Origin of the sequence: Rhodococcus sp. AQ5-07, assembly GCF_009707305.1 — a bacterium.
Taxonomy (GTDB): domain Bacteria; phylum Actinomycetota; class Actinomycetes; order Mycobacteriales; family Mycobacteriaceae; genus Rhodococcus_F; species Rhodococcus_F erythropolis.
Map to the genome: position 1 here is coordinate 6,195,756 of NZ_CP046099.1, position 13,621 is coordinate 6,209,376.

Genomic DNA, 13,621 nt, shown 5'->3' on the forward strand with positions numbered 1-13,621 from the left:
ATGACGTGGATGGTTGTAGATGTCTTCTGAAGAAGCGCGTCCGCGTGTGCGTGGCACAGTGCGTCGCCGTATCGCTGCCGCTGTAGTCAGCTTTGCAACCGTCGCGGTCGTGACAGGAATGTTCACGACGCCGGTGGTTGCCGATTCGCCCAAGACGGTTCGGGTCGGAGCGTCGTCGAGCGGACTGACACTCGACGGACAGCCGTGGTGGCCCACCGGGCTCAATGCTTATCAACTGGCCACTGATTGGTCGGTGAACTTCGGCTGTGGCGCGATGGTCGATCTCGATGCCTACTTCGGTTCTCTGCCACCGAATTCCGTCACGCGTTTCAACGCCTTCCAAGCGCTCGCGGTGAACAAGGTGTCCGGGGAGATGGATTTCGGACCGATGGACGCGGTGTTCGACGCTGCGGCGCGACACAACCAGTTCACGATTCCGGTGCTCTCACCACAGGACAGCGGGTGTGATGACGGGCTGTTCAAATCCAGGGACTGGTACACCGACGACTGGAAGGTTGCGAACCTGATCCCAGGTCGAGCCACCATGAGCTTTCAGGACTGGATGCACACCGCCGTCGACCGTTGGAAGAACGAGCCTTCCGTCGCGGCGTGGGAATTGGTGGGGGAGCCGGAACCGAGCCTGTGTACCGACGCCGCCTGCAATTGGTGGACAAGAACGTGCCCGTCTGATTCCGCGCAGGTGTTGCGGGAGTTCTTCGACACGGCAGGCGCCGAACTTCGGGCGATCGATCCGAACACCCTGATCACGGCGGGATACGTCGGGGGCGGTCAGTGCGGCACTGCTGGTGACGACTACCAATACGTGAGCGAGTCCGACTTCGTCGACATTCTGCAGTATCACGACTACGGAGCAGACGGGGTTCCGCTTCCGGGCGACCAGTGGAACGGACTGGCGCGTCGCATCGAACAGGCCACGAACGTCTCGAAGCCGTTGTTGGTCGCTGAGACAGGCGAATTGGCGGGCAGTTGTGAATCATTGGCAACCCGAGCCACGAATATCGAGACGAAGCTGACGGGGCAGAAGGCGGCCGGCACGGCCGGAGCTCTCCTGTGGGCCTTCGTACCGGATCCGCGGCCGAACGAGTGCACAATGGACATCGGGCCCGACGATCCACTCTTCGACGTGATCGCTTCACTGGCAAGTTAGGACACTGCTGGTAGTCCACTAGGAGTTCCGCCCAGTGGGAGTATGGTCACGATCTGATAACAACCTGAACCTGGCGTTGTGACGTGATGACCGTATTTCGTTTGCATCCAATGGTATTCAGTGGCATTCACCTGCGGATAACCGAACTTGAAGGCCCGCGGGACCAAGCAGGACTATCGACGTGGCACCCGCAGGACCTACGTCCGGTTGTGCGAGGACGGTCCAATCGAGACGCCGGCAACGGAAGTTGCGCTGTACCTGCCCCTTTGGTTGACAGAGCAGTCCCTTTCCGATTGACGTCGAAATGCGGGCACGACCGTTCGCCGCGGTAACGGGTAGTGAGCGGAGTTCGGTGCGGCCCTCGCGGAAGTGACAATGTGGGGTGGTGTGTAGCTCTCGCGCGCAACGAATTCCGAGTTCGAGTCGACTTGCGACGGCATCGGCTGCCCGGTAGACCTTGTGCGCAGGCTGTACATGCGATGTGAGCTTTCGGTCGTCGAAATGAGGGGACGACCGCTGCATGCGCGTAACGGTAAGTGTGTGGAGCATCGCGTGAGCGGAGAGGTGAACGATGACTGGATACTCTGAACGGCCTTTCAGGACTGCGGTGGTACCGGCTGCCGGGATGGGGACCCGCTTCCTTCCGGCCACCAAGACGATCCCGAAAGAGCTACTCCCCGTCGTGGATACGCCCGGGATAGAACTGGTTGCCAGCGAAGCGGCTCAGGCCGGTGCAGAACGCTTGGTGATCGTCACCGCGCCAGGCAAGGCATCGGTGATCGGTCACTTCGTCGAGGACCTGGTGCTCGAGGGCAAGCTCGCCGCGAGTGGAAAGCACCATCTGCTCGAGCGTGTGCGTCGAGCACCTGGCCTCATATCGGTGAAGCCTGTCGTCCAAGAAACCCCGCTCGGCTTGGGTCATGCCGTCGGTCTTGTCGAGTCGGTGTTGGATGCCGACGAGGACTCGTTCGCGGTGCTGCTTCCCGACGACCTGGTTCACCCCTGCGGCGTTCTCGATGCTATGGCGAAGGTCCGTGCCGAGCGTGGTGGTTCTGTGCTGTGCGCGTTCGACGTCGCGCCCGATCGTGTGGGTGCGTACGGAGTATTCGACGTCCAAGCGCCTGAGGAAGGCGATGACCCCGATGTGCTCGCGGTCGTCGGCATGGTGGAGAAGCCGGACCCGGCGGATGCTCCGTCCACCCTCGCCGCAGCCGGACGCTATCTGCTCGATCGCGCCGTGTTCGATGCGCTCCGGCGAATCTTGCCTGGGCAAGGTGGTGAGCTGCAGCTGACGGATGCGATAGCGCTGTTGATCGCGGAGGGGCATCCGGTTCACGTCGTCGTCCATCACGGAACCCGCCACGATCTGGGTAACCCGGGAGGCTTTCTGCGAGCATCTCTCGACCATGCGCTCAGTCGCACCGAGTACGGTCCGGAGTTGCGAGTCTGGCTCAAGGAACGATTGGATCAGCCGGATCCGCAGTTGACGTACTGAAGAATGCCGTCCATGACAGCTGAGATCGGAATATGTTTTGGTGCAAGAGAATCCGCACCATTTTCGGTTAGTGCGTATGTGAATGTCGGTAGCCCGGATTCATTCGCTGCATTTGTCGATACCGCGTCGGGTGAGTTCGTCCACCAGGGACTGTGTCGCAATCGTCGCGACGACCGACGGTGGAGTCGTTCCAGGCTCCGCCTCCTCAGAGGTCAGATAACCGGCGGCTACGAGGACCTCCATGATCGGAGCGTCGAAGACCTGACATGCCGTCCGCATCGTGTCCTGCGTGGGAGGGCGCTTGGCCGACAGCCATCGACTCAGCTCGGAAGGTCGAATCTTCAGCGCACGCGCAGCTTCCTGGATGTCGCCGAACGAGCGAAGTTCCAGTTGATTCTCGACCCATGCGGAGAAACCACTCATAGCGGTCATATTGCCTGAGCCGAGAGGTATATGCCACTTCCTTTCGGCCACGAGTCGAGGACAATTGGATATCTGCCATGTCGTGGCAAAGTTTTACGTCGACGATTCGCTTATTTGCAGTTACGCGACGTCGCCGACTGAGGCTGACTTCTGCGCTGAGCGGGGATTATTCAGCCCGGCGTTGGCGAAGGGTGAAATTGAGGGTGAAATGCATAAAATTCGATTGTCGGAAGCAGGAACTCAATGACAACGCCGAGTCAAATCAGACCTGAAGGCCTTCGGGATGATGCCGCTCCGACGGCAGGGCGAACAGGCAGAATTCCTTTGTCGCCGACTACCGCCGTCTGGATGGCGATCGCGGTCGTAGTTCCGATATACCGCTCGTTGCCCGGCGCCGTCACGCAGTTGTGGGCGATGGCAGTGCTTGCGGTCATCGTGGCGTCAGTAGCACTGGGACGAGTTGCTCGGCCGCAGTTTGTCGGCGTCTGGTTGATCGCCGGCTACGCCGCTCTTGTCGCCACGGTAACAGCAACGCGTGGCAGTGACGTCACCGGAAATCTCTACGTTGGAATCCAACTCTTCATTGTTCTCGGGCTCGGAATATTTGTGATGGTCGCCAATGTCCGGCGCGATCCGGAATTTGTCAGGCGTGTATGTATTGCGTTCATAGCAAGCCAATCGGTTTCTGCTCTGGTCGCCGCTATCCAATTGGCAGGTTCATCCGTCTTCGGTTTCGGTGTTGTGAACGGTCGTGCTCCAGGTCTGGCAGGTCACCCGAACGTTCTGGGCATCATGTCCTCACTTGCGCTGATTCTGTGCCTGGGGGCTGCAGTGCAAAAGGTCGGAAATCGGGTCGTTCTGGTGCTGATCTCGATTGTGAACGCGGTGGGACTGCTGGCAACCGGTAGCTTGAGTTCGTTGTCGGCGTGCGCGATCGGATTGATCGTGGTGGCGATTTCTTCGCGAGTGAAGATCGCCACCATCGTCAAGAGTTTTGTCGGTGCCTCCGTCCTCTTCTGGATCGCAATCACCTACACCGAGTTCGGAAAGCACCTGGAGACGCCGGCCGATCGATACCTTCAGGTCACAGGGCAGACCAAGGCCGTCAGCACTCTAGAGATCCGTAACGATACTTACGGATTCGCTTGGGACGCTATTCGTGCGCATCCGCTGTCCGGGGTGGGTTTGAACGCGGCCAATGCGGCCTCGTTCGACAACGTCACAGTCGTCCACAATGTGTTTCTACGATCCTGGTACCAAGGCGGGGTGGTGCTTGCCCTGGCTGTGGCACTGATCATCTGCGCGTCGGCATTGGTTGCGTTCAGATCGATGAAGTCCGGCAAGAACGCCGCCGCGGCCGGCGTTCTGGTCTCGATGATGACGTTCGCTCTGACATCGGCATTTTTCGAGCAGGCATACTACTGGCTACCGGTCGTACTCGCGTTTGCGTGTCTTTCGACCGACAGCGATCGGACCGCGAGCTCCAAAGCTCAACCGGCGCAACAATCTCCGATCGGGAACTGAGGCTACGTGTTCAGTCCGTGGAAGGTTTTCTCCCAGTACGACGGATTGCGTATCAACTGATAGGTGCCTTTTATGGCTGCGATGCTCATCAGTACCCAGTAGAGCGGAGCGGTGAGGCAGGCAATCAGCAGCATGGGATTCCGCGTCTCGCGGCACGCCACCAAGTTCATGTAAAGGACTGCAGCGTTACCGAAGACGAGTGACACGAGTGCCGGAAAGTAGACGTAGTTGGGAAATACGTCGTGGATGACCTCAGGCTGGCCGAGGATCCATCCGAGACTGATCAGCCAGAATGCCATGTTCAGCGTCGCCACGACGGGTGTACCCGCCATCAAGATCGTGAAGCGTAGAAATCCGACCGTGCCGAGTCCGCGCCACAGTTTCACGGGTTGACGCATGTGAACCAGCCAAGTCTGCAGGTAGCCCTTGTACCAGCGTGAGCGTTGTCGGATCCAGTTGATCGTGTCGCTGTTGGCCTCCTCCAGCGTCGTCGAGTTCAGAACAGCGGTCCGGTAGCCGCTCTCGGCGATGCGAACTCCGAGATCTGCGTCCTCCGTGACGTTGAAGGGATCCCAGGCGCCGATCTCGTCGAGCACACTTCGCCGAAGGTGATTGGACGTGCCCCCCAAAGGAATCGGTGACTGACTGCGCATCAGCCCAGGGAGGATGAAATTGAACCAGAGGGCGTAGTCGGCCGTGAACCATGCGGTCAACAAATTCTGAGTTCCGTTGTGAAATGCGAGTTTCGCCTGAACGCACGCAGTATTCGATGGAAGTTTTGCGAAAGTTGCTACCACACGACGTAACTGGAGCGGATCCGGAGAGTCCTCGGCGTCGTAGATGGTGATTATCTCGCCCGTAGAGAAGTGCAATCCGTAGTTACAGGCTTTGGGTTTGGTGCGCGGATCTGCAGCAGGGACCTTCAAGATACTCACCACAGCATCGACTCCGGCGGCAGTCGCAGCTTCGATAGTGACAGTGTCATCCTCTTCGAGGAGCAAGAGCACCTGCAATTTGTCCGAGGGGTAGTCGATCGCGCGCATAGCGGAAATCAGGTCTCCGACTACTTCCGGCTCGTTGTATGCCGGAACAAGGATTGTGTAGTGCGGGAGTTCTTCGTCCGAAAGCGAGCTTGCCTCTTGATCGCTGATCGTCATGATCGAGGAAGCATCCAAACCTCTTGTGAACAGCACGAGTCGATCAACCATCGCCCACACGTAACCGAGAGTGCACGCCAATGTGAGAACGATCAGCGTGGGAGTAAGGAAGAAGACCAGACACACCATGGTGATCACGAGAATCAGGAGCAGGATGTTGCGCTGCCACGGATAGAACGCAACTGATGCCGATGAAATCGGTTTGCGTTCACGCAGTCCGTTCACAGCGTCGTGGAGTGCGGTTCGTTTGAATTCTTCGGAGCTTTCGCCCTCAACCGAGAGATCGGGATCTACCACTTCTGTGCCTCCACGACGAGCCTTCCGAGTGACTGGAGCATACCTAGATCCTTGTACTGAGATTCGCTGTCCACAGTCGATATCCGGCCTCTGAGTAGAACGGCCAAGGTGTTGCTTCCATTCGAAGCCATTGATGGTTTCGGTTCGGGGAACAAGGCATTCGGTTCATGATTGTCCACTGTCAAGAGTGTGACGCGTTGTGCGGCACCGTCGCCGCGTGTCCACACGAAATTGAGGTTGCTCCAGGTGAGTAGGAGGGAGTCGTCGACAACTGTGTACATTTCCGCGACGACTCCACGACTCAACTCGACTCGTACGGTGGGGCTGACACGTGCGTTCTGGAGATCATAAGTTGTATTGCTCGGATAGACAGACAGAGTAGACGGGCGACGCACTTGAACAACGTCCATTTGGACAGTGCGTGGGCGCATCTGGGTGTCCCAGGCAGGATTGGGCGTATCAGCACGAATCGTCTGGCGAGTGAGTGCCGAAGTGGAACCGAAGTATTTTCTCGGCCAATCGTATTCGTTGGTCGAGATTTCACGCCAACCAGCGGGGACGATGAGGCGTGGATCAGCAGTCGCCGGCGGGCCTACCGAGACCGGAACGCCCTGAGCGGTGGGCACCGGCGTAAAGAACATCACGATCGCCGCGGCGAACACCACCAGGATCGTCCAGTTGCTGGTCGACGTCGAAGGATTCCGGAGCGGACGCTCGAACGGCTTCCATGACCTTCCACGTCGCTCGTACAGGTAGAAGAACCCGCCTACCAGTAAAGCGCTACCTAGTGCTGGTAGCAGCTGGATGCTGAACAAGGGTGCAGTCGGGTACTGACGGGAGAGATAGTAAACCAAGGCGGCACCCAGGACGGACGAGCCGACGAACCCGGCGAATCCTCGTCTCCAGGTCCTACTGACGGCGATCGTCGTTGCGGCCGAAGCGACCAGCACCATGATGATGCTGTAGTCGAATCGAGTGCCGCCGAGTTCAGTCGCCAGCGTGCGGTAGATGAGCGGCGCCAGGACGATCGGAACAACCCAGATTGCCCAGTAGCGGTTCACCGGACGCAGCCCGAACATGAGAACCGCTGCGCTCCAGACGAATACCCAAGCCGCGATTACATCGATATGCATCAGTTCATAGTTCTCGGCAAAACGTGGCATGAGGAGTGCCTGTAAACCCAGAGAGACAAGTAAGCCGATACCGCCGACAATCTTGTCCGTCTCGCGGTCGTGGATCGGAAGGTCCGGGCCTCGCCGCAAATCTGTTCCGACGGCGGCTATCAGGCAGAGCAAGGGGAGGATAAAAACGTATCCGATGGCGGTACCGCTCGCGGTGCTCCTCCACAAATTGGTCCAGGTAGGCCAGAAAGCAAAGATTGTCGCGGCTGCAATCATCAGCCAACGTACTGTGAGGCGGGGGATAATTCCCGACTGCGTGCGTAGGTCGCGAATCTTCAAGATATGTAGTCCTATTCGAACTGGTCGTCTACTCCGGCCGTGTCGGCTGCAGCGAGGTTGTGTCAGCGAACCCGACTTTTGTCGACCTTACGTGATCGATTGCAAGGTGCGAATCCGCACACCGGCCGATGCGGAATGGCCGAAGCCGGGTAAGAATCTCACATATTGAGACGAAGGAAAAATTTCTTTTCGGGGCCGGTTAGTTGCGAACTGGACGAGCGACCTGTTCTTGTTCTGATGTTGATGCCTGTATCAGCAAGGGCTGTAGTGCTATTCGCCTTCGAATTGCACATCGAATCGGCAATAGGGACCAAGATCCCTGTCGGGGACGTAGGTCCCCAACGGCGCAGGCACCTTCTGTCGGCGAAAGTCATAGCGTTGGTTACCAATGGAAATGATCCTCTGTTCAGGCGGTATCTCTAATGCGGTGCCCTGTGGCAACCGCCTACTGACGAGTAAGGTCCTCCCGTTTGCCACACATTCGTTGAAGTAACGCGATAGTTGCTTCTGAATCGATCTCTCGTCCAGTTGTTCCAGTCGATCCGCCTCCGAAGGGCGATAGGCAAAGCGCTTGCGCTGCGGCCATATTGGAATAGGTGGGGGTGTGGGCGGCTACAGGCCTGAACTGGGATGACTTTGCGTTTGATCCTGCGCTCGGACAGTGCTGCAATGTAATCCAATCGGAGCGTGAGAGCGTTCCGATTCTCGAACAATTGCACTCTTCGGATCGAAGCGAGCAATTTGCTGTTCCAGTGGATTGCTCAAATCTGGTGAATCACGCTCAACACCTGTCAACGACACACGGATTCAACGACACACGGATTCCACGAATGAGGAAGGGACTGATCACGTGACGGCGCTCGACGTGTCCACACTGGGCAAGACCAAGCACACGCTTCCCCGCGCAGTGCCCGACCTCCGCCGCGGATCGACTTCTCGGAGGGAATGGGAAACGGCATACCGCAGAAGGCTGTTCCTGGGCGATTCGGTGATCATCGTGGCGACGGTTTTTCTGGCTCAATGGCTACGATTCGGCGGAGACGGCCGTGCGGTAAGCCCCGGAATCCTCGGGCAACTCAGCTACACCGGTGTGTCAATTGCATTGGCGGCGATGTGGTTATCGTCTTTGGGGATCTTCCGCACTCGCTCGATTCGTGTGATCGGCAGCGGCCCCGAGGAGTACAGACGAATCTTCGTCGCGACAGTTCGCCTCTTCGGTCTCATTGCGATTGTCAGCTTGCTGTTGCAGTTGGACATCGCACGGCTCTATCTGGCCTTCGCATTTCCGGTCGGTCTGACCGCACTGATGGCGAGCCGCTGGATCTGGCGAAAGGTGATCGCGCGGAAGCGGTCTCGCGGCGATTTTCAGACGTCCGTCTTGGTCGTGGGAAGCCCGGTTGCAGTCAAGAAAATGGCCCAGACCTTCGAACGAGCTCCCGGTGACGGGTACCGGGTAGTGGGCGTCTGCCAACCCAGTCAACTAGGACGTCGCGACAGAGTCATAGTGGTCGACGGCAACGAAATACCGGTCCTAGGCGACGAGCACGACGTGACCGACGCACTCGATTTGGTCGGTGCCGATGCGGTGGCGGTTACGGCGACGGAACACCTCGGCTACGACGGTATGCGGAAACTGGCCTGGGATCTGGAGTGTAAGGACGTCGATCTTGTTGTGGCACCGGGAATCCTGGATGTTTCCGGTCCGCGACTGTCGATGCGGCCGGTGGCGGGCCTTCCACTGATTCACGTCGAACGTCCGCGATACCATGGTGCTCAACGGTTCGCCAAGACAGCCTTCGACGTCGTTTTCGCATCTGTCATTCTCATTTTGATCAGTCCCGTTTTGATCGTGACGGCCTTGGCAGTCAAGTTCACCAGTCGGGGTCCTGTGCTCTATCGGTCGGAGCGAATGGGATTGGACGGGGTTCCCTTTCCGATGCTGAAGTTCCGATCGATGGTTCAGAACGCAGATACGCAGGTCGACAGCCTGCTGTCGGATAACGAGGGCGCCGGCGTCCTGTTCAAGATGCGTGACGATCCTCGGGTTACCAAGGTGGGGCGCGTCATTCGAAAGTTTTCGATTGACGAGTTGCCTCAGTTCGTCAATGTGCTCCGTCGCGAGATGAGCGTAGTTGGCCCGAGACCGCCGTTGAGGCGTGAGGTAGAGGCATACGACGGGGCCGTCAAAAGGCGACTGCTGGTCAAACCGGGTATCACCGGTTTGTGGCAGGTGAGCGGGCGCTCGGATCTTTCGTGGGAAGAAACCGTTCGGCTGGATCTGTCCTATGTCGACAACTGGTCGATGGTCGGGGACGTGATGATCGTCGTGAAGACGCTCAAAGCCGTAATGGCTAGTGACGGCGCATACTGATCCGTTCAGTCAGTCTTTCGTATTCGTATCGCGAATCCGATTCGCCATTCCCGGCGAACTCTGCCTGGGATCCGAAGTAAGGGAACTGCGCAATGCACACTGGCCAATCGGTGGTGCTCGATGAGAACTTTGGGGGAGCAGGCTCGATGTCGTCAACAAAATACTCGATGTATTTGGCGGTGATTCCAACCTATCGGAATCCGTGCATCGAGGTGTTGCGTGAGATGGAAGAAGGAAATCTCGATATTCTCGCTTCGGACTACGGGCTGGATTCCACGGTGCGAACTGGCATCGACAAGGATTTCTACGACCGCGTTCGACGGATCGGAATCTTCGGTGACAAGGTTCTTCTTCAGGTGGGTTCTTGGAAAAATCCGCTTTCCGCGTCCGTGACTATCCTGGATTTGAATCCCCGTAGTCTCACATCGTGGAGTATTTTGGTCCTTCGGCGAATAGCGCGTCGCCGTACTCTTCTTTGGGGCCATTTGCATCCCAGGCAAGGTTCTTCGTCGAAGACGGCTTTCCTTCGGCGAACGATGCGCCGCTTGTCTCAGGGGACCATTCTTTACGGGTACGCCAGTGTGGTCCCAGCCAAGCTCGAGGTTCCAGGCCAACCAGTTTGGGTTGCACCCAATTCTTTGTACAAACGCGCTGACATCAACGCTGGTAACATCGGCGAATCGCGTAGATCAATTGTCTATGTCGGCCGATTGGTTGCCGAGAAGAACGTCGATCAATTGGTTCCAGCTTTCCACCGATCGGGCCTCGTAGACGAGGGTGCCGTGTTGGAAATCGTGGGTTTCGGCAATGCGGTGGAAACGATAGAACGGCAAATTCTCGAATTAGGTCTGGAAGAGTCCGTTGTGGTACACGGTCGCATTGAAAGTCCGATCGAACTTGCTGAAATCTACGCACGCTCAATCATGTCGATCTCTCCCGGATACGTCGGGTTGAGTGTCACTCAGAGTTTGGGATTCGGAGTCCCGATGCTGTACCCCGAGGACGCCCCGCACGCCCCCGAGATCGAACTTGCTGCTGTCGGTCCTATGCAGAGTTACTCACCGACGACCGAGGAGTCGCTGGCTGCGGCGCTGCGAGACTACTTCCTGCATCTTGTCTCCAATCCCGTTCCAGCGGAGGAAGTTTCAGCGAAGGTCGGGGATCTCTATTCCGCCGAAACCATGGCATCGGGGATCTCTGCTGCGTTGCGAGGTCAGGTCGTCGAATTCGACAATGAGGGATGGCCCAAGGAGATGGTCGTACGATGAGCAACCGATCACGCCTACCGTCAGGTGTCAGGCGAGCCCTTCGCGGAATTATGAATGGACTCGCAATATCGAACGGGAATGTTTCAGTAGGGCGCGACTTCAACGCCGGCCGTGGAGCTATCATCAGTGCGCCTCACCGACTGAATATCGGCGATAATGTCAGTGTCGGACCCCGAACCGTTATTCAGGTAGATGGCTCCATCGGATCCCACGTCATGATCGGAATGAACGTCTACATCGTGGGGCGCGAAGACCACGCGATCGACGAGGTGGGTATTCCGATGCTCGCGTCGACGTGGGTGGGGGACCGTCAGCCTGGTGCCCGCGATTCTGTCGAAATTGGAACAGACGTATGGATAGGCGCCTGTTCGGTGATATTGAGCGGTGTGAAGATCGGTGACGGTGCGGTTATCGGAGCCGGTTCGGTCGTGACGAACGACGTCGAGAGTTTCTCGGTGAATGTCGGAGTTCCGGCACGGAAAGTCGCCGAACGATTCGAGAGTGACACGCAGAGAAGTGCACACCTGCAAGCTGTGCACGGACTGCCGTCCTGAGTTAGCTGAAAAGGGAAATGAGCACGATGGATAATCAGGGAAATAAAATCCTGATCGTGGGAATAAACTATTCTCCTGAGCCAACCGGTATCGCTCCGTACACGGAGGGTTTGGCAAATGCGATAGCGGATGCCGGTGCTGACGTCAGGGTAGTGACAGGCTATCCGCACTATCCATTCTGGCGAAAGATGGATGGCTTCTCAGGTCTGTCCTCCGTAGAGCAGTCGGAAAATCTGACGGTTCAAAGACTTCGTCATTACATCCCTCGGAATCCCAGCTTCCTGCGAAGAATTCTGATGGAGGCAAGTTTCGCTTTGAGAGCGACCTGGGCGACTCTTTTCCATCGAGCAGACCTCATACTGTGTTTAAGTCCTACACTTTTGTCCTCGGCGGCATTTGTCATCAGGACCAGGCTCCTTCGGTCGCGCACACCCGTGGTGCTGTGGGTGCAGGACTTCTACGGACTGGGCGCGTCCGAGACCGGTCAGCTGAGCGGAGGCCTGTCGTCTCTCGTTGATCGAGCCGAATCCTGGATCTTGCGAAAGTCCGATCACGTCGTCGTGATCCATCCGCGGTTCGCGAAGCATGCTCAGGACAACCTCGGAGTCGACTCGAGCAGCGTCACAGTCATCAGGAACTGGACCCACCTGGATCTCTCCCAGTCTGCCTGCACCCGAGAAGATTCGCGAAAGCGATTGGGCTGGGGGCCGGAACAGAAGATAGTTCTGCATGCCGGCAATATGGGTGCCAAGCAAGGGCTCGAGAACGTAGTGGACGCCGCGCGTTTACTTGGGCCGCGGCAGTCCGACATCAAATTCGTGCTGATGGGGGATGGGAATCAGCGGGCCCATCTCGAAGAGCTGTCCGAGGGATGCACCGGGATCGAATTCATGGATCCTGTTGGCGGCGAGGACTTCACCGATGTGCTGCGAGCAGCGGACGCATTACTTCTCAACGAGTTGGCCGATCTTCGCAGTATGGCCGTTCCGAGCAAACTCACATCGTATTTCGCTTCAGGGGTACCCGTCGTCGCGGCTACGTCTTCGGACAGTGCCTCCGGCGAGGAGATCGCCCTGTCCGGGGCGGGAGTACGTGTTGACGCCGGAAATCCGGAAGCATTGGTACGTGAAATAGAGATGCTGGTATCCGACCCCGTCCGTGCCGCTCAACTCGCGCGAAGCGGGGGGGAGTACGTGCACGAAACCTTGTCTCCCGGCTCTGCCACCACGGCGTTCGGTGACCTCTTCGACGGACTCATCAATCGAGACAGTTTGCCGACTCGACCGACGCAAGCCCGAGCGCGATGACACACCCGCAGCTCTCCCTCGGTGAATTCACCGGGGCAGGATACGACAAGGGACGTCCGGCATCAGTGCAGGTCGCCTGGCTCGCGGTGGCACCACTGTTCCGGGCCTGGTTCGTGCCGGCACGCATACGAGTTGCCATTCTCAGACTGTTCGGCGCTCAGATCGGTGATGCAGTCCTGATTCGGCACGGCGTGAAGATCCATTGGCCGTGGAAACTGTCGATCGGTGATAACACTTGGGTGGGTGAGGGAGCATGGATCCTCAATCTCGAACCGGTGAGTATCGGGTCGAACAGTTGTGTCTCGCAGGACGTCTTTCTGTGCGCGGGCAGTCACAGCAGAAAGTCACGGACTTTCGAGTTCGACAACGGACCGATCGTCATCGGCGACGGAGTGTGGATTGCGGCCAGGTCCACAATTCTCCGTGGCACGTCGGTCGGTGACCACTCGGTTATCGGCGCAAATTGCCTTGTTACATCTGATGTTCCGGCGAGTTCGATCGTCCGCGCCCCGGCTTCGTCGATCGGACGACCATGAAGGGCGCACGACCGCGCTGCGCCGGGGTTCCGCACTCGTTCGAGTGCCCGGGTGGTGGAAC

General features: G+C 58.0%; 11 protein-coding genes. 8 read left to right on the forward strand and 3 right to left on the reverse strand.

The features are described from left to right. The first annotated feature begins 19 nt into the window (after window positions 1-19). The gene (locus GJB56_RS28790; RefSeq protein ID WP_020968736.1) at window positions 20-1,168 is read left to right on the forward strand and encodes a hypothetical protein; all 1,149 of its coding nucleotides are present in this window, start codon (window positions 20-22) and stop codon (window positions 1,166-1,168) included. A gap of 571 nt (window positions 1,169-1,739) precedes the next feature. After that, a complete protein-coding gene (locus GJB56_RS28795) occupies window positions 1,740-2,663 on the forward strand; it encodes a UTP--glucose-1-phosphate uridylyltransferase (RefSeq protein WP_020968737.1) in 924 nt (307 codons plus the stop codon). A gap of 99 nt (window positions 2,664-2,762) precedes the next feature. Here the strand turns inward: GJB56_RS28795 and GJB56_RS28800 are convergent, their stop codons facing one another. Next, window positions 2,763-3,086, reverse strand: coding sequence for a helix-turn-helix domain-containing protein (locus GJB56_RS28800; RefSeq protein WP_230091100.1), 324 nt, complete (start codon window positions 3,084-3,086; stop codon window positions 2,763-2,765). A 348-nt stretch (window positions 3,087-3,434) separates the two neighbouring features. On the opposite strand from GJB56_RS28800, the gene GJB56_RS28805 reads away from it, so the two are divergent. Further along, window positions 3,435-4,610: an O-antigen ligase family protein gene (locus tag GJB56_RS28805; protein WP_051636457.1), complete on the forward strand. Its 1,176-nt coding sequence runs from the start codon at window positions 3,435-3,437 to the stop codon at window positions 4,608-4,610. 2 nt (window positions 4,611-4,612) lie between these two features. Here GJB56_RS28805 and GJB56_RS28810 read toward each other — a convergent pair whose 3' ends face one another. Both GJB56_RS28810 and GJB56_RS28815 read right to left on the reverse strand, forming a co-directional pair. After that, window positions 4,613-6,064, reverse strand: a complete 1,452-nt coding sequence (locus tag GJB56_RS28810) for a glycosyltransferase (RefSeq protein WP_113682273.1) — start codon at window positions 6,062-6,064, stop codon at window positions 4,613-4,615. After that, window positions 6,058-7,197 carry a hypothetical protein gene (locus GJB56_RS28815; RefSeq protein WP_230091101.1) on the reverse strand — a complete coding sequence of 380 codons (1,140 nt, stop codon included), beginning with the start codon at window positions 7,195-7,197 and terminating at the stop codon, window positions 6,058-6,060. Before GJB56_RS28815 ends, GJB56_RS28810 begins: the two co-directional genes overlap by 7 nt. A gap of 1,177 nt (window positions 7,198-8,374) precedes the next feature. Here GJB56_RS28815 and GJB56_RS28820 point away from each other — a divergent pair. The 5 genes from GJB56_RS28820 to GJB56_RS28840 all read left to right on the forward strand — a co-directional run bounded on the left by GJB56_RS28820 (window position 8,375) and on the right by GJB56_RS28840 (window position 13,560). Then, on the forward strand, window positions 8,375-9,895 hold the full coding sequence (locus GJB56_RS28820) for a sugar transferase (RefSeq protein ID WP_029254699.1): 1,521 nt from the start codon (window positions 8,375-8,377) through the stop codon (window positions 9,893-9,895). A 110-nt stretch (window positions 9,896-10,005) separates the two neighbouring features. Then, window positions 10,006-11,163 (forward strand): glycosyltransferase, encoded by a 1,158-nt coding sequence (locus GJB56_RS28825; protein ID WP_157902085.1) that lies wholly within the window; start codon window positions 10,006-10,008, stop codon window positions 11,161-11,163. Window positions 11,164-11,378: 215 nt separating this feature from the next. After that, complete coding sequence (locus tag GJB56_RS31775) at window positions 11,379-11,717, forward strand: DapH/DapD/GlmU-related protein (RefSeq protein WP_024487404.1); 339 nt, start codon at window positions 11,379-11,381, stop codon at window positions 11,715-11,717. Between the two features lie 26 nt (window positions 11,718-11,743). Then, a complete protein-coding gene (locus GJB56_RS28835; protein WP_020968745.1) occupies window positions 11,744-13,024 on the forward strand; it encodes a glycosyltransferase in 1,281 nt (426 codons plus the stop codon). Beyond that, complete coding sequence (locus GJB56_RS28840) at window positions 13,021-13,560, forward strand: DapH/DapD/GlmU-related protein (protein ID WP_080910161.1); 540 nt, start codon at window positions 13,021-13,023, stop codon at window positions 13,558-13,560. Before GJB56_RS28835 ends, GJB56_RS28840 begins: the two co-directional genes overlap by 4 nt. The last annotated feature ends 61 nt before the right edge of the window (window positions 13,561-13,621 follow it).